Annotated in this window: 22 protein-coding genes and 3 pseudogenes; 10 read left to right on the plus strand and 15 right to left on the minus strand. The window is 70.0% G+C overall.

Annotation, left to right across the window (positions count from 1 at the left end; genetic code table 11):
* Window positions 1-26: 26 nt before the first annotated feature.
* The gene (locus ABD830_RS09525; protein WP_344986143.1) at window positions 27-1,247 is read right to left on the minus strand and encodes a deoxyguanosinetriphosphate triphosphohydrolase; all 1,221 of its coding nucleotides are present in this window, start codon (window positions 1,245-1,247) and stop codon (window positions 27-29) included.
* 80 nt (window positions 1,248-1,327) lie between these two features.
* Between ABD830_RS09525 and ABD830_RS09530 the strand changes: the two genes are divergently transcribed.
* Window positions 1,328-2,845: a M48 family metallopeptidase gene (locus ABD830_RS09530; RefSeq protein WP_344986145.1), complete on the plus strand. Its 1,518-nt coding sequence runs from the start codon at window positions 1,328-1,330 to the stop codon at window positions 2,843-2,845.
* Window positions 2,846-2,855: 10 nt separating this feature from the next.
* Here ABD830_RS09530 and ABD830_RS09535 read toward each other — a convergent pair whose 3' ends face one another.
* Entirely contained in the window at window positions 2,856-3,587 is a 732-nt protein-coding gene (locus tag ABD830_RS09535) for a phosphotransferase (RefSeq protein WP_344986147.1), read from the minus strand.
* 86 nt (window positions 3,588-3,673) lie between these two features.
* Here ABD830_RS09535 and ABD830_RS09540 point away from each other — a divergent pair, with 86 nt between their 5' ends.
* Window positions 3,674-4,141 (plus strand): DUF6194 family protein, encoded by a 468-nt coding sequence (locus ABD830_RS09540; RefSeq protein ID WP_344986148.1) that lies wholly within the window; start codon window positions 3,674-3,676, stop codon window positions 4,139-4,141.
* Between the two features lie 3 nt (window positions 4,142-4,144).
* On the opposite strand, the gene ABD830_RS09545 is transcribed toward ABD830_RS09540, so the two are convergent.
* Together ABD830_RS09545 and ABD830_RS09550 are read right to left on the minus strand one after the other, a co-directional pair.
* A complete protein-coding gene (locus ABD830_RS09545; protein WP_344986149.1) occupies window positions 4,145-4,675 on the minus strand; it encodes a GNAT family N-acetyltransferase in 531 nt (176 codons plus the stop codon).
* Between the two features lie 41 nt (window positions 4,676-4,716).
* Complete coding sequence (locus ABD830_RS09550; protein WP_344986151.1) at window positions 4,717-5,574, minus strand: methyltransferase domain-containing protein; 858 nt, start codon at window positions 5,572-5,574, stop codon at window positions 4,717-4,719.
* A gap of 418 nt (window positions 5,575-5,992) precedes the next feature.
* Between ABD830_RS09550 and ABD830_RS09555 the strand changes: the two genes are divergently transcribed.
* The gene (locus tag ABD830_RS09555; protein WP_344986153.1) at window positions 5,993-6,532 is read left to right on the plus strand and encodes a DUF1062 domain-containing protein; all 540 of its coding nucleotides are present in this window, start codon (window positions 5,993-5,995) and stop codon (window positions 6,530-6,532) included.
* A gap of 26 nt (window positions 6,533-6,558) precedes the next feature.
* Here the strand turns inward: ABD830_RS09555 and ABD830_RS09560 are convergent, their stop codons facing one another.
* Entirely contained in the window at window positions 6,559-6,933 is a 375-nt protein-coding gene (locus tag ABD830_RS09560; protein WP_344986154.1) for a VOC family protein, read from the minus strand.
* 384 nt (window positions 6,934-7,317) lie between these two features.
* Here ABD830_RS09560 and ABD830_RS09565 point away from each other — a divergent pair, with 384 nt between their 5' ends.
* On the plus strand, window positions 7,318-8,103 hold the full coding sequence (locus tag ABD830_RS09565) for an FHA domain-containing protein (RefSeq protein ID WP_344986155.1): 786 nt from the start codon (window positions 7,318-7,320) through the stop codon (window positions 8,101-8,103).
* Here ABD830_RS09565 and ABD830_RS09570 read toward each other — a convergent pair.
* Window positions 8,084-8,518: a nuclear transport factor 2 family protein gene (locus tag ABD830_RS09570; protein WP_344986156.1), complete on the minus strand. Its 435-nt coding sequence runs from the start codon at window positions 8,516-8,518 to the stop codon at window positions 8,084-8,086. The two genes, ABD830_RS09565 and ABD830_RS09570, sit on opposite strands and share 20 nt — an antisense overlap.
* Before the next feature lie 81 nt (window positions 8,519-8,599).
* On the opposite strand from ABD830_RS09570, the gene ABD830_RS09575 reads away from it, so the two are divergent.
* A complete protein-coding gene (locus ABD830_RS09575; RefSeq protein WP_344986158.1) occupies window positions 8,600-9,169 on the plus strand; it encodes a TetR/AcrR family transcriptional regulator in 570 nt (189 codons plus the stop codon).
* Here ABD830_RS09575 and ABD830_RS09580 read toward each other — a convergent pair.
* A complete protein-coding gene (locus ABD830_RS09580) occupies window positions 9,166-10,545 on the minus strand; it encodes a cytochrome b (RefSeq protein ID WP_344986159.1) in 1,380 nt (459 codons plus the stop codon). The genes ABD830_RS09575 and ABD830_RS09580 overlap by 4 nt on opposite strands.
* Before the next feature lie 231 nt (window positions 10,546-10,776).
* Here ABD830_RS09580 and ppdK point away from each other — a divergent pair, with 231 nt between their 5' ends.
* On the plus strand, window positions 10,777-13,422 hold the full coding sequence (ppdK, locus tag ABD830_RS09585) for a pyruvate, phosphate dikinase (RefSeq protein ID WP_344986160.1): 2,646 nt from the start codon (window positions 10,777-10,779) through the stop codon (window positions 13,420-13,422).
* Between the two features lie 391 nt (window positions 13,423-13,813).
* Here ppdK and ABD830_RS09590 read toward each other — a convergent pair whose 3' ends face one another.
* The 3 genes from ABD830_RS09590 to ABD830_RS09595 all read right to left on the minus strand — a co-directional run bounded on the left by ABD830_RS09590 (window position 13,814) and on the right by ABD830_RS09595 (window position 15,205).
* A complete protein-coding gene (locus ABD830_RS09590; protein ID WP_344986161.1) occupies window positions 13,814-14,122 on the minus strand; it encodes a helix-turn-helix domain-containing protein in 309 nt (102 codons plus the stop codon).
* Window positions 14,122-14,388 (minus strand): type II toxin-antitoxin system RelE/ParE family toxin, encoded by a 267-nt coding sequence (locus ABD830_RS54145; RefSeq protein ID WP_378520827.1) that lies wholly within the window; start codon window positions 14,386-14,388, stop codon window positions 14,122-14,124. The genes ABD830_RS09590 and ABD830_RS54145 overlap by 1 nt, the downstream gene beginning before the upstream one ends.
* A gap of 238 nt (window positions 14,389-14,626) precedes the next feature.
* Window positions 14,627-15,205, minus strand: a complete 579-nt coding sequence (locus ABD830_RS09595; protein WP_344986162.1) for a DinB family protein — start codon at window positions 15,203-15,205, stop codon at window positions 14,627-14,629.
* A 101-nt stretch (window positions 15,206-15,306) separates the two neighbouring features.
* Here ABD830_RS09595 and ABD830_RS09600 point away from each other — a divergent pair, with 101 nt between their 5' ends.
* Complete coding sequence (locus ABD830_RS09600; RefSeq protein ID WP_344986163.1) at window positions 15,307-16,314, plus strand: helix-turn-helix transcriptional regulator; 1,008 nt, start codon at window positions 15,307-15,309, stop codon at window positions 16,312-16,314.
* Window positions 16,315-16,320: 6 nt separating this feature from the next.
* Here ABD830_RS09600 and ABD830_RS09605 read toward each other — a convergent pair whose 3' ends face one another.
* The 3 genes from ABD830_RS09605 to ABD830_RS09615 all read right to left on the minus strand — a co-directional run bounded on the left by ABD830_RS09605 (window position 16,321) and on the right by ABD830_RS09615 (window position 18,921).
* Window positions 16,321-16,881, minus strand: coding sequence for a GNAT family N-acetyltransferase (locus ABD830_RS09605; RefSeq protein ID WP_344986164.1), 561 nt, complete (start codon window positions 16,879-16,881; stop codon window positions 16,321-16,323).
* A gap of 270 nt (window positions 16,882-17,151) precedes the next feature.
* The gene (locus ABD830_RS09610) at window positions 17,152-18,537 is read right to left on the minus strand and encodes a glycine--tRNA ligase (protein WP_344986165.1); all 1,386 of its coding nucleotides are present in this window, start codon (window positions 18,535-18,537) and stop codon (window positions 17,152-17,154) included.
* A gap of 96 nt (window positions 18,538-18,633) precedes the next feature.
* Window positions 18,634-18,921 (minus strand): antibiotic biosynthesis monooxygenase family protein, encoded by a 288-nt coding sequence (locus ABD830_RS09615; RefSeq protein WP_344986166.1) that lies wholly within the window; start codon window positions 18,919-18,921, stop codon window positions 18,634-18,636.
* Between the two features lie 59 nt (window positions 18,922-18,980).
* Here ABD830_RS09615 and ABD830_RS09620 point away from each other — a divergent pair, with 59 nt between their 5' ends.
* Window positions 18,981-19,325: a DUF6703 family protein gene (locus tag ABD830_RS09620; protein WP_344986167.1), complete on the plus strand. Its 345-nt coding sequence runs from the start codon at window positions 18,981-18,983 to the stop codon at window positions 19,323-19,325.
* Window positions 19,326-19,335: 10 nt separating this feature from the next.
* Here the strand turns inward: ABD830_RS09620 and ABD830_RS09625 are convergent.
* Window positions 19,336-20,072, minus strand: a pseudogene (locus ABD830_RS09625) (aldehyde dehydrogenase family protein); the annotation flags it as partial.
* Window positions 20,073-20,148: 76 nt separating this feature from the next.
* Here ABD830_RS09625 and ABD830_RS09630 point away from each other — a divergent pair.
* On the plus strand, window positions 20,149-20,886 hold the full coding sequence (locus ABD830_RS09630; protein WP_344986168.1) for a GntR family transcriptional regulator: 738 nt from the start codon (window positions 20,149-20,151) through the stop codon (window positions 20,884-20,886).
* A 75-nt stretch (window positions 20,887-20,961) separates the two neighbouring features.
* On the opposite strand, the pseudogene ABD830_RS09635 reads toward ABD830_RS09630, so the two are convergent.
* Window positions 20,962-21,066, minus strand: a pseudogene (locus ABD830_RS09635) (TerC family protein); the annotation flags it as partial.
* Between the two features lie 79 nt (window positions 21,067-21,145).
* On the opposite strand from ABD830_RS09635, the pseudogene ABD830_RS09640 reads away from it, so the two are divergent.
* Window positions 21,146-21,559: pseudogene (locus ABD830_RS09640) on the plus strand (formate dehydrogenase accessory sulfurtransferase FdhD); the annotation flags it as partial.
* Between the last annotated feature and the right edge of the window lie 4 nt (window positions 21,560-21,563).

The following is a 21,563-nucleotide window of genomic DNA, read 5'->3' on the forward strand; positions in this document are numbered from 1 at the left end:
TGACCAGGCTCATGGAGAAAGCTTGGTCAGCGGGAGAGCCTGCGGTGCCAGGCCACGGCCGAGGTGTCGGTGAGCGAGGCGATCTGGTCGATCACGACGCGGACGCGGGCCGCGTCGTCGGAGGCCTCCAGGTACGCGGGCCTGAAGGCGGGCTCCAGCGTGCCCGGCGCGCCCAGCGTGATCATCGCAGCCAGCTCGGTGATGAGCTCACGCTGCCTGGCCTGTTTGGCGTTGTGGTCGCTGGTGGTCATGACGTAGTGGGCGGTCACGCCTTTCAGCAGGGCGCACTCCAGGCGCGTGGCGTGGGGGACGACGAGGTCGGCGCGGTGGCGGGAGCCGTACACCTCCTTGGTGGCCGCCTGGGCGGAGCGGCAGAAGCGGCCGATGAGCCCGCTCGTGAGGGCCTTGAGGCCCGCCAGGTCGGCGAGCGTGGCCTCGAAGCGGCGCGGCCAGAGCGGGTCGGTGATCAGCCGGGCGAAGATCTCGTCCAGCTCGTTGAGGTCGGCGTACGGGGCGTACCACGTGCGGGTGGTCTCGCACACCTGCGTGCGTTCGACAGGCGACCGGAGCACCTCGGGGGTGACGTGGCCGGAGTGGAGGGCGTCTTCGAGGTCGTGCACGGAGTAGGCGACGTCGTCGGCCCAGTCCATGATCTGGGCCTCGAAGCTCACCCGCCCCTCCGGCGCGCCGTCCCTGATCCACCGGAACACGGGCAGATCATCGTCGTATACGCCGAATTTTGGGGATTTTTCGCATGTCCAGGGATATTTGATGGAAGCGTCGAGGGCGGCCCGGGTCAGGTTGAGCCCGGCGCTGCGGCCGTCCTCGGTGAGGACCTTGGCCTCCAGCCTGGTCAGCAGGCGCAGGCTCTGCGCGTTGCCCTCGAAGCCGCCGCACGAGGCCGCCAGCGCGTTGAGCGCCACCTCCCCGTTGTGCCCGAACGGCGGGTGCCCCAGGTCGTGCGCCAGGCAGGCCGTCTCCACCAGGTCGGGATCGACGCCCAGCGTGGCGCCCATCTCCCTGCCGACCTGAGCGCATTCGAGGGAGTGCGTGAGCCGGGTGCGCGGGATGTGCTGGCCACCGCCGAGCGTCTCGCCAGGGCCCACGACCTGCGTCTTCGCGGCCAGCCTGCGGAGCGCGGCGCTGTGCAGCACCCGGGCCCGGTCGCGCTCGAACGCGGACCGTTCAGGATTGCCGGGAGGTTCCGGAACCCAACGGTCCTGATCGTGCTGGTCGTAGTACGGCATTGCTCCGGTGATTTTATCCAGTTTCCGGTCTCCGCTAAGGTCAAGCCTCGCGAGAACCCCTTCCCCGGGAGCCCTCCCCCATGACGACAGCGTTCCGAGCGGTGCTGGCCTTCACACTGCTCGCCGGTTTCTACGTTCTGGTCGGCCTCATCCTGGTGGCGGCCATCTTCTTCGACGTCCTGCTCCTCGTCGACTTCCACGCCAACACCCTCAAGATCGCGATCTTCCTCACCCTGGCGGCGGGCGCGCTCGTACGGGCGCTGTTCGTGGTGAGCCGCCGCCAGGGCGGCGAGCAGCCCGGAGTGCCGGTCGGGCGCGAGCACGAGCCGGTGCTCTGGCAGACGGTCGAGGAGCTCGCGCAGCGCGTCCGCACGGCTCCGCCGGACGAGATCCGGCTGGTCGCTGAGGTGAACGCGGCCGTCTCCGAGGACACGCGCTGGCTGGGGATGAAGGCGACGCGGCGGCGGATGTTCGTCGGCCTGCCGCTGCTGCAGACACTTACGGTGGACGAGATGCGCGCGGTGCTCGGGCACGAGCTGGGCCACTACAGCGGCGCCCACACGCGCCTGGGCGCGCCGGTCTACCGGGGGCGGGTCTCCCTCATCGCGACCATCCAGGGGCTGCGCAACCAGCCGTTCTTCCAGCGCCTGTTCACCTGGTACGCCAAGCTCTACTTCCGGGTATCGCAGGCCGTCTCGCGCAAGCAGGAGCTGGAGGCCGACCAGTTCGCGGTCGCGATCAGCGGCCGGCAGGCCATGGCGGGCGCCCTGCGCAAGATCCACGCCACCGCGACGGGCTGGAACCTGTACGTCAACGACTACCTCTCGCTGACCGGCGCGGGCGGCACCAGGCCGTCCTCGGTGTTCGGGGGCTTCCACGCGCTCATGAGCGACCCCGACCGCCAGGCCGAGATCGCCAAGCTGGGCGCGGAGCCGGAGGAGGTCTCGCCGTACGACTCCCATCCCAGCCTGGCCGAGCGCCTGGCCGCCATCGAGCACCTGCCGGAGCCGCCGCACGTACCCGACCCCCGGTCCGCGCTGACGCTGCTGCACGACGCGAACGTGGCGGTGCAGGCGGTGGAGCAGGCCATGTGGACACCGGAGGCGCTCACGGGGCTGCGGCCGGTGGCGTGGGAGGAGCTGGTGGCCCACGGCATGTACGCGGGCCGCAACGCCGACGCCCTGCGCGACCTGGCGGTGGCCGGGCAGCGGGTGATGGGGGCCGCGCGGCCATACCTGGACGCCGCCTTCGAGGCGATCGCGCGGGGGCGGCAGGCGGACCTGGAGGCCGTGCTGCGCGAGCTCGGCTGGAACCCGTCCGACACCCTGCTGGCCGGTGTGCTGGGGCAGGCGCTGGAGGCGGTGCTGATCCAGCTCGGTCAGGCCAAGTGGACCCTGTCCTGGTCGGGGCCGGCGCGGCTGCTGTACGACGACGGGGAGGAGGTGGCGCTGTCGGAGTACGCCGCGCAGGTGGCGACCGACCCGGCGGCCGTGCCGGGGCTCCGGCAGTGGCTGGGCGATCACGGCATGCGCCACGACTACGTCCCCTTCGAGGAGTCCGCCCCTGAGGTCCCGGCCTCCCCGGTCTCCTCCGTCTAGCTCTGTCTCATCAGCGCAGCGCCCGCTCCAGCATGGGGCGGCGCTCGGCGACCCAGTCGTGGCAGGCGCGTACGTGCGCCACCGCCCCGCCTTCGCGCAGCCTGACCGCGTACGCCATCCCGGCGGCCGCGTCGGCCGCGATGCCGCGCCAGCACCTGTCCTGCCACCACAGGATCGTCTCGACCACCTCGTCGCGCCCGCGCCGCCCGTAGGCGTCGCAGATCAGGCGTACCCGCCGGGCCGCGTCGGCCGGGTCCTCGACGGCGGGGCCGAGGCCCGCGTACTGCCAGCAGACGTGCGCCACGTCGTGGATCCGCCGGCCCGGCCCGGCGATGTCCCAGTCGATGAACGCCACCGGTCGCAGCTCCTCGCCCCGGTAGACGGTGTTCCTGGGCGACAGGTCGTTGTGGCAGACGACCTCCTCGTCCCCGGCCGGCGGCGTGCCGGCGGTCAGGTCGTGGAACTCGCGCACCAGCTCGGCGACCCGCGCCAGGCTCTCGTCCGAGGCGACGCCGTCCGGCTGCGCCTCCTCCCAGGCCACGTGTCCGTCCACGAAGCTCAGGACCTCGCGGCCATGCTCGTCGAGGCCAAGGAACCGGGGCGCGCCCGCCCACCCGGCCCGCTCGAAGAGGCGCAGCAGCTCGTGCACGTACGCGGCCCGCGGCCCGGGCGTTCTGCGTACGGTGTCGCCGACGCGGACGACGGCGTTGACGAAGCCCCCGGGAAGGTGCGTCTCGGACATGGTCCTCCGTTTGAGGGTTCTGTACGGTCAGCCGCAGAAATCAAGTGAAAAGTCTCACTGGGTACGTCAATGAAAGACTTTAAGCCATGAACGAGAACGAGATCATTGCATTCGTGTCCGGCTTCCCCGGCGTCGTGGCCATGACCGTCAGCGAGGACAGCGGCGCGCCCGAGATCGCCTGGGGAGACACGTTCTTCTACTACGACCCGGAGGGCACGCTGGAGGCCCGGCCGCGTCAGCCGTTCGCGACCATCGTCACCAAGGACTACGACGGGTACGACACCGCCTCCGACCTCAACAGGCCGGGCGTGTTCCGGCTGAACATCGCCGTCGGGAGCAGTGAGTTCCGGCGGCTCGTCGGCTATCCGCCGAAGGAGCACGCCGACCACCACGCCGACACCGACTACACGGCCGAGGACCGCGTCGTCCCGCACCCCGTCTACTCGCGTCAAGGCTGGATCTCGATCGTGAACCCGGGCGAGCAGGCCCGCCCTCTCCTGGCCGAGGCCCACGCCCGCGCCGTGGCCCACCACCGCCCCCTCAGGGACGCGTAGGGATCACTCGTCGTGCAGGTCCACCGGTGTGACCGTGCCGGAGAGCCAGTCGCGCCGGAGGATCGCGTAGCCGACGGAGTCGTGGAGCTTGCCGTCCGGGTCAGGCCACGCCTCCCGGTAATGGGACTCCTTGACGTAGCCGCTCTTGCGGAAGACCGCTCTCATCGCCCGGTTGTCCTGGCGGGTGTTGCCCTCGATCCGGTTGATGTCCGGCAGCTCGGCGAACAGGTAGCCGGTCAGCCAGGCGACCGCCTTGGTGCCGAGGCCCCGGCCCCGCCACTCCTGCCCGATCCGCAGGTCGAACATGGGAGTCCCGTCGGTGAGATCCATCAGCTTGATCAGGCCGGCGTGCTCCCCGTCGGCGAGCACCCAGAACGTCCTGAACTCCGCGTTGTCGTAGAGGCCGTCGGCGACACGGCTCTTCACGGCATCAGGGTCCTGGGTGCCCGCGTGGAAGGGCCACTCCTGCCCGGTCAGGAAGTCGACGAGCAGGTCGGTGTCGTCGGGGGAGAATCTCGCGAACTCGATGCGCATCCCCGCATCCTCCGCGTCGGCTCCGCCCCCGGGCAAACGAATTAGTCCTTGGCGATCACCTGGTTTGGCCTGTTCAGCCAGATCCACTGCGCCTCGGGCGTGACCGTCACGCCGATCCGCTCCGGCTCGGGCTCGCCCCATATCGGCCACATCCGCTGCGCCGCACCCCGCGACCCGAGCAGCTCCATGATGAGGGCCGCGCCCGGCGGGTCGTCCTGGCGCGCGCAGATCGTCGTGAGCGACGAGAACCGGCCGCTCGCCGTGCCGTCAGGCCCGACCACCAGCCGCAGGGCGTGATCGTCACCGAACCGGCAGACGATCACCGCCCCGGGCCGGGCCTGCGCGACCCAGGCGTACGGCACGGGGCGCACGGCGTACGTCCCGTGCACCCCGTCATACGGCGCCCGCTCGGGGCAGCCGGCCGCGCCGTCGCCCACGACCAGGTGCGGCATGGCGCCGGCGGCCGCCAGGTTCTTGGCGGCCTGCTCGGCCACGGCGGCGTCCGCCTCGATCGAGGTCACGCTCCCCTGCTGGCCGACCAGGCGGCCGAGCAGCGCGGCGGTCCACCCCGTGCCCGTGCCCACCTCCAGCACCCGCTGCCCGGACACCGGCCCGAGCAGCTCCAGCAGGTCGGCGACCGCGCTCGGCGCGGGACACGAGCACTCGCCCGCCATGATCTGCCGGTCCGCGTAGACGGCGTCCCACCAGGCCGACGGGTCGGCGTCGCGGTCGATCGGCACACGAGCCCCGTCACGCTCGAGCGACTCGCCGACGAGCGGCACGAACCAGTGGCGGGGAACCGCCCGCAGCGCCTGCTCGATCGGGCGGGTCAAGGGTGCGCGGTGCTCGGTGATGGCCGCGATCATGGCGTCCACCCGCCAGGCGATGTGCGGCAACATCACGCCTCCCCGTACGTGCGAGGATGCCGGCTTTCGTGCCATCCCACAGCTCCACCTCCACAACCGCTGGGAAACGCTATCCGTGACGGTACGGCTACGATCCGAATGCGGCAAGGGGTTCCACGGAAGTGACGGGAGCCCCCGGTATCCGGCTCCTACCGCCGCCGGAAAACCGTTTGAGCCTTCCTTCCGCGTTCCGGTAGGTTGCCGGCGGCCCCGTCGCAGTGAGGACAGAGGACAAGACCGCGTGACCCCGCCTGCTCTTCAGACCTGACATCTTCTTCCGCTCACCTTCAAGCCGGCCCTTCCGTCGGCTCTGCCGGGCTGTCTGTGTGCGCCCGGTCATGCAGCGTTTGAGGCCGCGCGCAATCGGCCTCGTGTCAGGTCTAGAGAGATCATGTCTTCACAACCTCATACTGTGCTGCCCTGGGTCGTGCGTCGGACCAGGCTGCCTCTGCTGTCGTTGCGGTGCGTGGACTGCCGGTCGGGGGCGGCCACCACCGGCGATGGCAGGTTCCGCGTCAACGCCAACGGCAAGCTGCTGGACGTGTGGCTGCTGGTCCGCTGCGTGTCCTGCGATCGGACGAGCAAGCTCACCGTGCACGAGCGGGCGCCGGTCAGATCCGTCGATCCGGCCGAGCTCGAGGGCTACCACGCCAACGATCCGGAGCTGGTGGCGTCCAGGCTGTTGGATCCGCTGCTCGCCCGGCGCAACCGCGTCACCCTGGACTGGGAGGGGGCCTGGCGGCTGGACACCCCGTCGGCATGGCTCGACGAGGCGTGGCCGGTCAAGGTGGAGGTCGTCTTCGAGGATCCCGTGCCGGTGCGGCCGGAGCGGCTCATCGCGCAGGGCCTCGGCCTCAGCAGGACCGAGGTGCTGCGCCGGATCAAGTGCGACATTCCGCTGCGCCGCCCGACCAGCGCCGGGTTCACGTTCACCGTGATAGCCGGGGATTAGCGGGGATGTAGAGTGCGGGCCCGTCCTCAGCTCAGGCGGGCTCGCAGGAGGCAGAATTCGTTGCCTTCGGGGTCGGCCAGGACGTGCCAGGGCTCCTGGCCGGTCTGGCCGACGTCGGCTGGGCGCGCCCCGAGCTTCAGGAGGCGTTCGAGCTCGGCGTCCTGATCGCGGTCGGTGGCGTTGACGTCGAAGTGCATCCGCAGCAGGCCCGTCTTGGGCTCGGTGGTGGGGCTGAAGATCAGAGTCGGCTGCAATCCGCCGAACCCTTCCCGTGGTCCGACTTCGATCGAGCCGTCGTCCTCCGTGTCGAGCACGACGAAATCCAGCACCTCGCACCAGAACGCCGCCAGCCGTTGCGGGTCCTGGCATGGGATTATCAGTTCGGAAATGCGGCAAGCCATGGTCGGCACACTACAGGGAAATCCGGATGCGACGGGTCGGCGAGGCGGTGTGTGATCGGGCCGGAACAGGCGCACGAGTGGGCAGCGGTCATGCGGGCGTCGTTCGACGGGTCGACGTTCACCGAGGAGCGCCGGCACGCGATGGCCTCAGGTGCGCCGTATGCCGGCGCGCGGTGCCTGGCCGTCCGCGATGAGCGGGGCGACGCGGTGGCGGTCGTGGCGCCGTCGCCACCTACCGGTCGGCCGGCCTCGAGCGGTTGCCCGAGAGACGGGACCTGTACCGCGACGCTCCCTGAGGCTTGTGCGACGCTTCGGGGAGGGTCCCGGCCAGGGTGCGGCACCATACGGGGACGCGCGTACGACGAGCACCAAGGAGGCGAGTAGATGAGCGTCGCCAACAGCCTCGCGCACGGCGTGGAGACGGCTGTCCCCGGCACACTCCACGCCCGCACCATCATCGGCGGCATCAGGGTCCGGCCGCAGCCGGGCCGCCAGGTCCGCTTCGGCCGGGCCAAGCGGCCGACGGTCGACCTGAGCGTGGGTACGGACGACCAGTCGGTGAGCCGTCTGCACGCCGAGGTGACGTACGAGGACGACTACTGGTGGCTGCGCAACGTGGGCCAGCAGCTCATGCGCCTGCCACGGGGCCAGCTGATGCACCGGTCATCCGATCCCGTCCCGCTGGCGGCGGGCTACACCCCGCTGTTCATCAGGGGGTCCGGCCACCGTCAGCACCTGGTGGAGCTCTTCGTCACCGGCCCCTACGGCGACACCCAGACCGAGCGCCACGAGGCCGAGACCGTGCCGCCGAAGATCTGGGAGATCAGCCCCATGGAGCGCCTCCTCCTGGTGGTCCTGGGCGAACGCTACCTGCTGTACGAGGAGGCCCCTCGGCCGCTCACGTACAAGCAGGCGGCGGCCCGGTTGGCGTATCTCCGCCCGGAGGACGACTGGCGGCCGAACATCATCGAGGACCGCATCGAGGCCGTCCGCTACCGCCTCCACGCCGCCGGCTTCCCCTACCCGCTCCGTCACGACAAGGCAGAAGGCCGCCCCTACGACAACAACCTGCTGCACAACCTCCTCAGAGGCCTGGTGGAGTCGACGACCCTCGTACCGCCGGACCTGGACCTCCTGGAGTCCACACTCGTCAACCTGCCAGAGCGGTGAGCAGGTCCTCGACGCCGCCGAAGGCGATCGCCGCGTCGAGGGGGTTGGCGTAGGACCGGTGGGTGACGATGAGCCCGTCGCGTACCCGGGCGACCATGACCAGGTCAGAGGCGAAGCGCCGGCCGGTGGCGGTGACGGTGCCGTGCAGCCGGTACTCGGCGATGACGACCTCCGGGTCGGCCGTCCGGTGGATCCGGACGTCGGTGACGCCGTCGAAGCGCTGCACCAGCGCCCCCTCGCGCAGATGGGCGCGGAATGCCTCGCGGCCCGGCTCCTGGGCCGGCACGCCCGGCGGCAGGTACGGCATCTCGAAGACGGCGTCCTCCGCGAACAGGTCGGCCATCTCCTCTGACGGGCCGTGGGCGACGACGTTCAGCAGCTGCTCGACGATCTGGTGTGCGCCGGCAACGGTCATGGCATACTCCTCACTTAAGCGGGGCGTTCGCACCGCTTAATCGTTATACGGGGCGATCGCCCCGGTTGGCAAGGGGGACGAGTGGAGAGCCAGCGGCCGATGCGTGCCGACGCCCGGCGCAACAGGGAACGCATACTCCAGACCGCCCGCCAGGCCTTCGCCACCGAGGGTCTGGGCGTGTCACTTGACGAGATAGCCCGCCGGGCCGGAGTCGGCCCCGGCACCGTCCACCGCCACTTCCCGGCCAAGGAAGCGCTGATCGAGGAGGTCCTCACCGAGCACCTCGCCTCGCTCACCGAGCAGGCCCGCCAGGCCGTCAGGACCGACCGGGACGGCTCGGCGTTCTTCCCGTTCCTGCACAGCCTGATCAGCGAGGCCCGCGCCAAGCAGGACCTGGCCGACGCGCTCTCCCAGGCCGACGTCAAGCTGTCCGAGCGCACCCAGGAGACGGCCCTTCACCTGCGCCAGGCCTTCGGCGAGCTGCTCGTACGCGCGCAGGAGGCCGGCACCGTACGGACGGACGTGGACGCCGAGGACGTACAGGCCGTCGTCCTGGGGGCGCTCACCGCCGAACGGCAGAATCCCACCCCCGACCGGCCCGGCCGCATGGCGGCCGTCGTGCTCGACTGCCTGCTGCCCGAAGGAGGCTAACCGGCCCGCCTGCGGCAGACCGCCCGGGCGATCAGGAACGCCACCACCGGCACCACGAACACAGCCACCCGCAGCCCGGCCACGACCGTCGTGTACGTGTCGTGCGGCACGGTCAGCAGCGCGCCAGGGGCCTGCGCGGGCGGCGGGAAGGCGGGCGCGGAGTGCATCCGCGGCGACGCCTCCGACACCCACGTCCCGGCCCACAACACCGTGAAGAACGCGATGACCGCGACCCCCAGCGCCGTCCGCACCGGGGCCTGCGACGGCCGGTCCAGCAGGTGGTGCTGATCGCCGTCGCCCGTGAAGCGCCGTTCGATGAACGGGTAGAGGAGCAGGACGCCGAAGAAGACCGTGAGGACGAGCGGCGGGATCCAGAGGCCGGGCTGTAACACGTACCCGCCGATCATGATCTCCCACGGCGGGACGAGCCGCTGCGCGCCGTCCAGCACCCCGAAGTACCAGAACGGCTGCGCCGACGGCACATATCCGCCCGCCCGGTACGCTCCGTGCTCCCACACCGGGTTGACCCGCACGAACGTGGCCAGCGCCGCGATGGCCCCCATCGTGAACAGCGCCGTGGCGCCGTTCTTGACCGCGAAGTACGGGAAGAACGGCCCGCCCGTCACCCGGCGGTCGTCAGCGGCATTGGCCCGCCGCTTGTGTTCATGGTCGCGACCGCTTCGCTCGGTGTGCTTCTGCCGCCACGTGAGGACCAGCGCGTGCAGCGGCACCACCGCCATCAGGACGCCCGGCACCAGCAGCACATGCGTGACGAAGACCCGCGGGATGACCTGCCCGGGGAACCCGCCGTCGAAGGCGAACGCCGCCAGGTACGTGCCCACCAGCGGGATCGACAGCAGCAGCCCGTGCGCCTCGCGCAGCCCGGTCATCGCGAGCTGGTCGCCGGGCAGCGAGACGCCCAGGAACGACTCGAACAGCACCAGCCCGAACAGCACGACCCCGAGCATCCAGGTCAGCTCGCGCGGCCGCCGGAACGCGCCGGTGAAGAACACCCGGCACAGGTGGGCCACGATCGCCAGCACGAACACCGTGGCCGACCAGTGGTGGAGCTGCCGCATCAGCAGCCCGCCGCGCACGTCGAGGCTGATCTCCGTGGCCGACGCGAAGGCCACGCCGGGGTGCGGCTTGTAGAACAGCGTGAGGAACGTGCCCGTGAGCACCAGTAGCGCGAAGGAGTAGAGCGCCAGCTCGCCCAGCAGGAACGTCCAGTGGCTCGGGAACAGCTTGCGCAGCTGCGGCCGGAGCCAGCGGGCGAACGGCAGGCGGTCGTCAAGGTAGATCGCGGAATCGACGGCCGCCTTTGCGGAACCCGCGACCATGCGGGCGCGCCGCTTGGGCTTGGTAGGAGTGGCCATGAGGGCCTCCTGATGGGGGTGTGATCTGATTCTGCACCCGCCGCCCGCCTTTCTCAAGAATTGGTGTAAACCAATTGGTCTAATCCAATTTGCTATCTTCCAGAACTTTAATTGGATTAGACCTCTCCTGGGCTGTTTACCAGCGCAAACGGCAACTTATCCAGGTGGTGCAGTTTCATCATCAATTTCGCCGGTAGAGTCCCGGGCAGAGGCGTTGGATTGGAGCGTGTGGTGGCCAAGTACGTTTACGACTTCACCGAGGGCAACAGGAATCTCAAGGATCTTCTCGGCGGCAAGGGCGCGAATCTTGCCGAAATGACCAACCTCGGACTGCCCGTTCCCCCCGGATTCACGATCACCACTGACGCCTGCCGCCACTACCTGGCGACCGGCGTCGTACCGGACGGCCTGGAGCAGGAGGTCGCCGAGCATCTCGACGCGCTCGAGAAGCAGATGGGCCGGCGGCTCGGACAGGCCGACGACCCGCTGCTGGTGAGCGTGCGGTCCGGGGCGAAGTTCTCCATGCCGGGCATGATGGAGACCGTCCTCAACATCGGGCTCAACGACGAGTCCGTCCACGGCCTGGCCAAGCAGGCGGGCGGCAACGACCGCTTCGCGTGGGACTCGTACCGCAGGCTCATCCAGATGTTCGGCAAGACGGTGCTCGGGATCGACGGCGACCTGTTCGAGCGCGCGCTCGACGAGCTGAAGGGCAGGCGCCAGGACACCGACCTCGACGCGGGCGAGCTGCAGCGGCTCGTGGAGACGTTCAAGGGCATCGTCCGCGAGCAGACCGGCAAGGACTTCCCCACCGACCCGCGCGAGCAGATGCGCCTGGCCGTCATGGCGGTCTTCGACTCCTGGAACGCCCCCCGGGCCATCCTCTACCGCCGCCAGGAACGCATCCCCGCCGACCTCGGCACCGCCGTGAACATCGTGGCCATGGTCTTCGGCAACGTCGGCGACGACTCCGGCACCGGCGTCGCCTTCACCCGCGACCCCGGCACCGGCACGCAGGGCATCTACGGCGACTACCTGCAGAACGCCCAGGGCGAGGACGTGGTGGCCGGCATCCGCAACACGATCCCGCTGGAGGAGCTCGAGCGCATCGACAAGACCTCGTACGACGAGCTGCTCGGGATCATGAAGACCCTCGAGAACCACTACAAGGACCTGTGCGACATCGAGTTCACGATCGAGCGCGGCAAGCTCTGGATGCTGCAGACGCGGGTCGGCAAGCGCACGGCGGCAGCCGCGTTCTGCATCGCCACGCAGCTCGTGGACCAGGGCCTGATCACGCTCGACGAGGCCGTCACCCGTGTCACCGGCGACCAGCTGGCGCAGCTCATGTTCCCCCGCTTCGACGCCGACGCCGACAGGAAGCGGATCGCCAAGGGCATGAACGCCTCCCCCGGCGCCGCCGTGGGCAAGGCCGTCTTCTCGTCCGAGCGGGCGGTGGAGCTGTCGGAGCAGGGCGAGGACGTCATCCTGGTCCGCCGCGAGACCAACCCCGACGACCTGGCCGGCATGATCGCCGCTAAGGGCATCCTGACCAGCCGCGGCGGCAAGACCTCCCACGCGGCCGTGGTGGCCAGGGGCATGGGCAAGACGTGCGTGTGCGGGGCGGAGGAGCTGGAGGTCTCTCCTGCCGAGCACCGCTTCACCGCGCCCGGCGGGGTGGTGGTGTCCGAGGGCGACGTCATCTCCATCGACGGGACCTCCGGGGAGATCTTCCTCGGGGAGGTGCCGGTCGTCGACTCGGCGGTGGTCGAGTACTTCGAGGGCGCCCCTCCGGAGGACGAGCTGGTCAAGGCCGTGGACCGGATCATGCGCCACGCGGACTCGGCGCGGCGGCTGGGCGTGCGGGCGAACGCCGACACCCCTGACGACGCGGCGCGGGCCCGCCGCTTCGGCGCGCAGGGCATCGGGCTGTGCCGCACGGAGCACATGTTCCTGGGCGAGCGCAGGCAGCTGGTGGAGGACCTGGTCCTGGCCTCGACGGACGAGGAGCGCCAGGCGGCGCTGGACGCGCTGGAGCCGCTCCAGAAGGCCGACTTCACCCAGATATTTCAGGCGATGGACGGCGCTCCCGTCACCATCCGCCTCATCGACCCGCCCCTCCATGAGTTCCTCCCCGACATCGTGGACCTCTCGGTCAAGGTCGCCACGGACAGTCCCGCCGACAGGGTCACAGAGAAGGACCGCCGGCTCCTGGCCGCGGTGAAGCGCCTCCACGAGCAGAACCCGATGCTGGGCCTGCGGGGCGTCCGTCTGGGCCTGGTGATCCCGGGCCTGTTCGCGATGCAGGTGCGGGCCATCGCCCAGGCGGCCAAGGAGGTGCCGGGCGCCCGGCCGGAGATCATGATCCCGCTCGTGGCGGCCGTACAGGAGCTGGAGTCGGTACGTGAGGAGGCGGAACGGATCCTCGCGGAGACCGGCGTGGAGGCCCTGATCGGCACCATGATCGAGGTCCCGCGGGCGGCCCTGACGGCGGCCCAGATAGCGGAGGCGGCGGAGTTCTTCTCGTTCGGCACCAACGACCTCACCCAGATGGCCTGGGGTTTCTCGCGGGACGACGTGGAGTCGGCCTTCTTCTCCCGCTACCTCGACCTGGGCATCTTCGGCGTCTCCCCGTTCGAGACCCTGGACAGGGAGGGCGTGGGCCGCCTGATCAGGATCGCCGTGGAGGAAGGCAGATCAGCCCGGCCGGACCTGCACCTGGGGATCTGCGGGGAGCACGGTGGCGACCCGGACTCGGTGCACTTCTGCCACGAGGTCGGGCTGGACTACGTCTCCTGCTCACCGTTCCGCATCCCGGTGGCCCGCCTGGAGGCCGGCCGCGCCGCCCTCGCCGAAACCGACTCCGACACCCGCTGACCCACAGGCCGCCATGGGGGCTCCGGGCCGAAACGCGCGGTCCTCGCATCAGGGGGCGCTACGCGCCATGCGAGCACTCGGGCCCTGCCTCCCAGGGGCTCCGCCCCTTCGACCCCGCAAAGGCGCGGTCCTCGCTGACGCTCGGGCGTGCCGATGGGGATCGGGGCTCCGCCCCGATCCCCGGGCGAGGGGCATACCTGCCCCCTCGCGCTCCCCCTGACGCTGGCCGGAAATCCACACGGTTGGGTCGTATGCCGTGAAGCCACAGCTCAAGACCGGAGAGGACGGCGGAAGAACCCATAGGCACACCGCAATGGCAGCCGAGAAAGACCGGGCGGCAGAGATGGCGGGACCGAACGTCCTTCCTGTTCGGTAACCGAGATCGCCAGAACTAGGCGGCGTGGGCTTCGAACCAGACAGATCCGAGATCATGACCGGCAGTGAGGCGGACATCCGCATCCAGAGCGGCGGCCAAGTGGCGCAGCAGCGCAACGGTCGGTGCGGTGCCGCCTTCCTCGATGCACTCGATCTCGTCCTCGGTCATGCCCGCTCGCTCGGCGACTTCGGCAATGCCAAGCCCGAGTGCGACGCGCCGATCGTACAGGGCCTTGCCAAACGCCAGCGCCTCGCGAATGGCGATCCGTTCGGGATCTTCGACCTGCTCGCAAGGGCGTACCCAGCGGGTGTGGTACCCGGACATCACACGTGCCTTTCGAAAATCTCGGTTATCGGACCCCAATGATCGCGCTCGCAGATCTTCTGCGCTCGAACCGCACGTTCGATCTGCCTTTGATCATGTTGCTTGGTCTTGTGGAAAACCGTGAGCAACACGATCGTCCTGTTCGTAGTACACCAGTACGTTAGCCGGGCGGCAACCACGCGAAGCCGAACCCGCAGCTCCCCTACCCGTCCCTCCAAATGATCCGACCACGGCCCGCCGAGTTCAGGCCCTCTTTCGGCCAGCATGCCTGCGAGTTCATCGACTCTCTTGAAGTCGCTCCCGCTGAGATCGGCAAGCCATTCTCGTATCGGGTTCCAGTTCGAGGCCGTACAGCTCCCGCATTATCCCTCCCGCCACCGTGGCTGACAGTAGCGGGGGTTCGCGCTGTGTGAGACTGGGTCAGAGGAACGCCCCCATTTGTCTCATGCCGCAACCGGCGTGGACGAGCGGTGTGGGCCGATCCGGGAGGACCCCGATCGCTGGTCAGGTTGATTTCTGGCCGTCGAGCGTCTCGCGCAGGATGTCGGCGTGCCCCGCGTGCTGGGCGGTCTCGGCGATGAGGTGCAGCAGCACCTGGCGCACGCTGCGCACCGCTCCCGGCTCGTTCCAGGGCGCCTCCGGCAGCGGGTGTGTCGCCGACAGGTCGGGCACGGTGGCGATGATCTCCTCGGTACGGGCGGCGACCTGCTCGTAGCGGGCCAGGATCCCGGCCGACGTCTCGCCGGGCAGCATCAGGAAGTCGTTCTGGTGGTCGATCGCCCACTGCGGGATCTCCCGTGCGGTGCCGGCCGCGAGGTCGGCCCAGGTGACACCGTCCGGCAGGTCGTGGCGCATCGCCGACGGGCCCTCCAGGACGAAGCGCAGCCAGCTCTCCTCCATGGAGGCGACGTGCTTGATCAGCCCGCCGAGGCACAGCGCGCTGACCGTCGGGCGCTCGCCGAGTCGCTCGTCGCCGAGCTCCCGGACGGTGTTGGTCAGGGCTGAGCGCGCGGTCGCGAGCGCGGCGAGCAGGTCGCCCCGCTCGGTGTCGAGGGTCGAGGGGGGCGTGGTGGTGTCGGTCACGGCGTTCGGGTCCTTCGCGTTGTCGTCGCTGACTGGGACGCGACAACGGTCGCAGGTGAAGCGGACAGGAAGTGTCCGCTACTCAGGGCACTATGGGAATCATGCCGAAGACCTCAGCGCGACTGCTGGCGTTGCTCTCGCTGCTCCAGACGCGCCGCGACTGGCCGGGGGCGCTGCTGGCCGAGCGGCTGGACATCAGCCCGCGCACCGTGCGCCGCGACGTCGACCGCCTGCGCGAGCTCGGCTATCCCATCGTGGCCTTCAAGGGACCCGACGGTGGCTACCGGCTCGAGGCCGGCACGGAGCTGCCTCCGTTGCTGTTCGACGACGAGCAGGCCGTCGCTCTGGCCATCGCACTCCAGATCGCCACCACCACCGGTGCCGGCATCGAGGAAGCCGCGGCGCGCGCGCTGAACACCGTCCGGCAGGTCATGCCCGCACGGCTGCGCCACCGGATCGACACTCTCCAGGTCACCGCCGTCGAGCGGCCGGCAGCGAGACCGGACCCACAGGTCGACAGCGGCGTGCTGATGGCACTCAGCGCGGCTGTCCACGCCCGCGAGGTGCTGCGCTTCGACTACACCCCCGAATACCCGGACGACCAGGCCACGCAGACCCCGCCGCGCCGGGTGCAGCCGCACCACCTCGTCGCCTGGGGCGGGCGCTGGTACCTCGTCGCCTGGGACCTCGACCGCGAGGACTGGCGTACTTTCCGCGCCGACCGGATCGTCCCGCGCACCCCCACAGGGCCCCGCTTCACCCCGCGCGAGCTGCCCGGAGGCGGGGTGGCCACCTTCGTGACCGGCAGGTTCCGGGGCTCCGACGGCTCCGGCGACTGGCCCTGCCGCGGCGAGGTGATCCTCGACCTGCCCGCCTCCGCCGTGTCCCGCTTCACCCGCGACGGAGTCGTCGAGGAGCTCGGCCCGGACCGCTGCCGGCTCGTCCTGGGCTCGTGGTCATGGCCCGGCCTGGCCGCCGCCATCGGCAGGTTCGACGCCGACATCGAGGTCGTCGGCCCGGCCGAGCTCAAGGACGCCTTCGCGCACCTGGCGCGCCGCTACGCCGACGCCGCGGCCGGCGCACCCGCCACGCCTCCGCCCGCCCGATGAGCCAGGTCAGGTGGCGAACGAACGCAGGTCGGCGGTGCTGAGCGCCTGCTCCGCGCCGAACTCCTCGAAGGTGCCGACCTGGCGGAAGCCGAGGCGGGCGGCGAGCTTCAGCGAACGCCGGTTCGCCGTCTGGGTCACGACCACGACCGGCTGGTCGGGGAGCTCGTCGGCGGCGGCGCGCAGCACGGCCGCCGCGGCCTCGAACGCGAGCCCCGCGCCCCACACGCTGCGCCTGAGCACGTAGGACAGCTCCAGTTCCGCGCCGTCCTCCGTGACGTGTCCGGGGCGCTCGGCGGACCGGCGGTGGAGGGCCAGCGTTCCGATGAGCTCGTCGGTCGTGGCGTCCGCGATGACGAAACTGCCGGGCGTGGAGGTCAGGTCGGCCGCGCCGACCGCGTCGATGTACCGCTCGACGTCGCCGCGGGGCCTCGGCCCGCCGAGATATGCCCTGACCTCGGGATCGGTGGCGAGCTCGATGAGCCCTTCGCGGTCGATGCCCTGTGCTTTGCGGAGCAGGAGCCGATCTGAGGCGATTTCCGTCGCGGACAGCGTGTGCAGTTGGATCATGGATTCATCCTGGCAGCGAGCTGAGGGGATGCGTACGGACTGCGGACCTCTCGAAGGCGGCGCTTCCCGGGTGACCACGGAGCCGGTCAAGCAGGCGCACCGTAACGGCGCTCAGCCGGTGAAGGGTCAGCGGCCGTTTCCTGGAAGGTGATCAGGCGAAGTGCGGCGGGTGGCCTGCCCGTGCGCAGCCGTAAAAAATCATGCTTTTCAACGCACAACGGGCCGCCCGCCGGAACAACGGCGAGCGGCCCGTCAAATGACGACTGGAAACTAGTCGTTCAGGTGCTGGCGCAGGTAGGACTCGACGCCGTCGATGGAGATGCGCTCCTGGGCCATCGAGTCGCGCTCCCGGATCGTGACCGCCTGGTCCTCGAGCGTGTCGAAGTCGACCGTGATGCAGAACGGCGTGCCGATCTCGTCCTGGCGGCGGTAGCGGCGGCCGATCGCGCCCGCGTCGTCGAACTCCACGTTCCACCGGCGGCGCAGCTGCGCGGCCAGGTCGCGGGCCTTCGGCGACAGGTCGGCGTTGCGCGAGAGCGGCAGCACCGCGGCCTTGACCGGCGCGAGCCGGTGGTCGAGCCGCAGGACTGTGCGCTTCTCCATGACGCCCTTGGCGTTGGGCGCCTCGTCCTCGCTGTAGGCGTCGAGCAGGAACGTCAGCGCCGCCCGGTCGACACCGGCCGCCGGCTCGATGACGTAGGGGACGTAACGCTCGCCCGTGTCCTGCTCGAAGAAGCTCAGGTCGACGCCCGAAGCCTTGGAGTGGGCGGTGAGGTCGTAGTCGGTGCGGTTGGCGATGCCCTCGAGCTCACCCCACTCCGAGCCGGCGAAGCCGAAGCGGTATTCGACGTCCACCGTGCGCGTGGAGTAGTGGGAGCGCTTGTCGGCCGGGTGCTCGTAGAGGCGCAGGTTGTCCTTGTTGATGCCCAGGTCGGAGTACCAGCGGAAGCGCTCGTCGATCCAGTACTGGTGCCACTCCTCGTCCGTGCCCGGCTTGACGAAGAACTCCATCTCCATCTGCTCGAACTCACGGGTGCGGAAGATGAAGTTGCCCGGCGTGATCTCGTTGCGGAACGACTTGCCGATCTGGCCGATGCCGAACGGGATCTTCCTGCGCGCCGACTGCTGCACGTTGAGGTAGTTGATGAAGATGCCCTGCGCGGTCTCGGGCCGCAGGTAGGCCAGGCCCGACTCGTCCTCGACCGGGCCGAGGTAGGTCTTGAGCAGACCGCTGAACTGCCTGGGCTCGGTGAAGGTGCCCTTGTTGCCGCAGTTGGGGCAGGTGATGTCGGCCAGGCCACCCTCGGGCGACTTGCCGTTCTTCTCCTCGTACGCCTCGATGAGGTGATCGGCGCGGAAGCGCTTGTGGCAGGAGAGACACTCGGTCAGCGGGTCGGTGAAGGTGTCGACGTGGCCGCTGGCCCGCCACACCTCGGGCGCCAGAATGACGCAGGAGTCGAGGCCCACCACGTCGTCGCGCGACTGGACCATCGACAGCCACCACTGCCGCTTGACGTTGTTCTTGAGCTCGACACCCAGTGGACCGTAGTCCCACGACGCGCGCAGTCCGCCGTAGATCTCGCTCGACGGGTATACGAGCCCGCGGCGTTTGGCGAGGCTGACGATGGTGTCCATGACGTCGGTGCGTCGTGCCATTTTGGTTGATTCTCTTTCCGGCTGGAGGTCGGCGAGTTGAAATTGGTGAGATCCCAGCTTAGGGGACGCACACACCCTCTCGCTCGCCAGTAATCGTTACTGCCCGTCTTGTAGGTAGACGTCCTCGTAGGCGCCGGGTTCGTTGACCATGAGGATCATCAGCGGGTACAGCGCCATCCTCGCAGCCGACAGGGCCCTGCGGTAGAACCCGGCGCCCTCCCACTCCGTGACCAGCGCCCACAGGTTGGGCTCATCGATCGAACGGGCCAGCCTGCCACGCCGGTAGCCCGGCTGGGCGGCGAGTGTGTCGAGGATGGTTTGGCCTTGCTTGACGAAATCTTGGGACTGGGACTCAGGAACGGTGTATCGGATCACGGCGAGCACCCGACCAGATTAAAGGCGTTACGACGGGGCCGACATGCCAACTGCCGTAGGCTCAGGGGGTGGCCCCTGACAGCAAGCGCCCGCTTCCCAAGGGCGAGCAGTTCTTCACGCCGGGCGCGACCGGCCTGCGCAAGGCCGTCGAGCAGCGCAGCGCCGTGCCGATCACCTATCTGTTCACCCAGGTGCCCCGCTGGGTGGCGCCCGCCGTGCTGGTGATCCTGCTGCTGGCCGGGTTCGCCGTGGCCAACCCGCTGGGCGGCGTGGCCGTGCTGCCGGTGATCGCGTTCATCGGCTGGCTGGCGTACCTGTCGTGGCCGTCGCTGGGGATCGGCGGGAAGGTGCTGCGGGTCGCCATGCTGACCTTCCTGGTGCTGCTTGTCGCGACCCGCTTCGGGGCCTTCTGATCTGGAAGGGCTAAGGGAGCAGGGTGTAGTGCGGGAAGTTGCCCGGCAGGCGCTCGCCGTCCGGGCCCGTGGTGGCGGCCCGTACGAGCAGCTCGCCGCCGACGAACGCGCCGCGCCAGGACGCCCCGAGCCCGCCGAACAGCTCCTCCCGGTCGCCCCGTGAGCGCGGCCGGTTGTGCCCCACCTTGAACGCCCGCACCTCCGGCGCCAGCCGCCGGAACGTCTCCTCCTCGTCGCAGGAGAGCGTGGCCACCAGGGCGCCGTTGCTGGCGTTCATCGCGGCCAGCAGCTCCGCCTCCGTGTCCACCAGCACGAACGTGTCCACCGGCCCGAACGGCTCGGCGTGGAAGAGCGGCGAGGAGCGGGGCGGGTTGAGCAGCGACCGCTGCACCACGAACCGCGGATAGGCGGTGCACCGCTGCTTGCCGTAGTCGAACGACGCCCGGATCTGCCGGGTGAGCAGGTCCCAGTCGCCGTCTCCCACACGCCCCACCAGTTGAGCCCCTCCTGCTCCAGCACGTGCCGGCGTCCGACGTCGGCCAGCGAGGTCGCCACCTTCGCCCCCGCGTCCCTGCCACCCACGAACGACACGCAGCCCAGCGCGCGCCCGCCGACGAGCACCGGCGAAAGCTCCGCCCCGCCCCCGCTGACCAGCGTGAACGGCAGCCCTTCACGCACGGCCAGCGCGCAGGCGAGCGTGAGGCAGCACAGCCCGCCGCCCGTGGGCGTCTTGGCGATCACGGCGTTGCGGTCCGGGATCATCCCTGGACGGTATGCTGTAGGCAGTCGACGAAAAACTTTAGTCCAGCCCTGGAGACGTGACATGTTGCTCTCGGATCAGGCCGGTCAGGCGACGGCCACGAAAATCGCCCGCCCTGCCACGCTCAGGGAGAGCGTCATCGAGGCTATCCAAGAGCTCATCGTCTCCGGGCAGCTCAAGCCGGGACAGCACCTGGTCGAGAGCGAGCTGGCCGAGCTGCTGGGAGTCTCCAGGCAGCCGGTCCGCGAGGCGCTGCAGCAGCTCAGCGGCGAGGGATGGGTGGACCTGTTCCCGGGTCAGGGCGCGTTCGTGCACGTCCCGACGCTGGAGGAGGCCGACCAGCTGCTGGCCGTGCGCACCCTGCTGGAGACCGAGTCCGCCAGGCTCGCCGCCAAGCACGCGGGCGAGGACGGCGTGCAGCGGCTGCGGGCGCTGTGCGCCCGGGGCATCGCGGCGGTGGAGTCCGACGACGTCGAGGCGGCCGTGGCGACCGACTCCGAGCTGCACGCCCTGGTGACCGCCCTGTCGGGCAACAAGGTCCTCTCCGAGCTGGCCAGCCAGGTGGCCAGGCGGGTGCGGTGGTACCACACGCCGGTGGCCCGCCAGCGCGGCATGGCCTCGTGGGAGGAGCACACCTCGCTGATCGACGCCATCGAGGCGGGCGACGAGCGCCGCGCGGCGAAGATCATGCGTGAGCACACCGAGCACACCCGCGCCTCCTACCTGGCACAGCGCGAGAAGGAGCCGGTCGAGCCGGCGCCCAAGCCGGTGCGCCGGCGCCGCCCGCGGCAGCTCGGTTGACCTGACGTTCGCAGAAGGCCACATGCTCCGAAACACCTCGGGCAGAGGGTGGAGTCATTGGAGGTGCATGCATGACACGCCATCGTGGTGCAGGGCCTCGAGGATCAGCTTCACGCCGATGAAGGCCAGCACCACCGACAGCCCCTTGCTCAGGTAGACGAGCCGGTCGAGCAGCCCGCCGCCCGCCACCGCAGGGGAGGGCGGCTCGAGGACCGAGGCCGACCTGCGGGTCGCGGCCCGCGCCGAGTCGCAGCGCGACCTGCGTGCGGCCCAGCGGGTGTTCGACAGGACCGGGGGCCCGCACGCGGCCGGCCTGTTCACGGCCGACGGCGAGCCGCTCTGCGTGCGCGAGGACGTGGGCCGGCACAACGCGGTGGACAAGCTGCTCGGCTGGGCGCTGCGCGAGGGCCGGCTCCCGCTGCGGGGCACCGTGCTGATGGTGTCGGGCCGGGCCTCGTTCGAGCTGGTGCAGAAGGCTGTCATGGGCGGGATCCCGGCGCTCGCCGCGGTCTCGGCGCCGTCGTCGCTCGCGGCCGAACTGGCCGCGGAGGAGGGGCTGACGCTCATCGGGTTCCTGCGCGGGAACTCGATGAACGTCTACGCCGGCGAGCGCCGCTTGGACATCGCCCTGGGCGCCGGCAACGGCTCAGCCGGCGCACATCAGCCGGGGTGATGGC

Origin of the sequence: Nonomuraea helvata (assembly GCF_039535785.1) — a bacterium.
Lineage (GTDB): Bacteria > Actinomycetota > Actinomycetes > Streptosporangiales > Streptosporangiaceae > Nonomuraea > Nonomuraea helvata.

Coding starts and splice junctions, on each gene's coding strand:
- ABD830_RS09525 (WP_344986143.1), bottom strand. CDS start 1,247: ATGCCGTACTACGACCAGCACGATCAGGACCGTTGGGTTCCGGAACCT.
- ABD830_RS09530 (WP_344986145.1), top strand. CDS start 1,328: ATGACGACAGCGTTCCGAGCGGTGCTGGCCTTCACACTGCTCGCCGGT.
- ABD830_RS09535 (WP_344986147.1), bottom strand. CDS start 3,587: ATGTCCGAGACGCACCTTCCCGGGGGCTTCGTCAACGCCGTCGTCCGC.
- ABD830_RS09540 (WP_344986148.1), top strand. CDS start 3,674: ATGAACGAGAACGAGATCATTGCATTCGTGTCCGGCTTCCCCGGCGTC.
- ABD830_RS09545 (WP_344986149.1), bottom strand. CDS start 4,675: ATGCGCATCGAGTTCGCGAGATTCTCCCCCGACGACACCGACCTGCTC.
- ABD830_RS09550 (WP_344986151.1), bottom strand. CDS start 5,574: ATGTTGCCGCACATCGCCTGGCGGGTGGACGCCATGATCGCGGCCATC.
- ABD830_RS09560 (WP_344986154.1), bottom strand. CDS start 6,933: ATGGCTTGCCGCATTTCCGAACTGATAATCCCATGCCAGGACCCGCAA.
- ABD830_RS09565 (WP_344986155.1), top strand. CDS start 7,318: ATGAGCGTCGCCAACAGCCTCGCGCACGGCGTGGAGACGGCTGTCCCC.
- ABD830_RS09570 (WP_344986156.1), bottom strand. CDS start 8,518: ATGACCGTTGCCGGCGCACACCAGATCGTCGAGCAGCTGCTGAACGTC.
- ABD830_RS09580 (WP_344986159.1), bottom strand. CDS start 10,545: ATGGCCACTCCTACCAAGCCCAAGCGGCGCGCCCGCATGGTCGCGGGT.
- ABD830_RS09590 (WP_344986161.1), bottom strand. CDS start 14,122: ATGTCCGGGTACCACACCCGCTGGGTACGCCCTTGCGAGCAGGTCGAA.
- ABD830_RS54145 (WP_378520827.1), bottom strand. CDS start 14,388: ATGCTGGCCGAAAGAGGGCCTGAACTCGGCGGGCCGTGGTCGGATCAT.
- ABD830_RS09600 (WP_344986163.1), top strand. CDS start 15,307: ATGCCGAAGACCTCAGCGCGACTGCTGGCGTTGCTCTCGCTGCTCCAG.
- ABD830_RS09605 (WP_344986164.1), bottom strand. CDS start 16,881: ATGATCCAACTGCACACGCTGTCCGCGACGGAAATCGCCTCAGATCGG.
- ABD830_RS09610 (WP_344986165.1), bottom strand. CDS start 18,537: ATGGCACGACGCACCGACGTCATGGACACCATCGTCAGCCTCGCCAAA.
- ABD830_RS09630 (WP_344986168.1), top strand. CDS start 20,149: ATGTTGCTCTCGGATCAGGCCGGTCAGGCGACGGCCACGAAAATCGCC.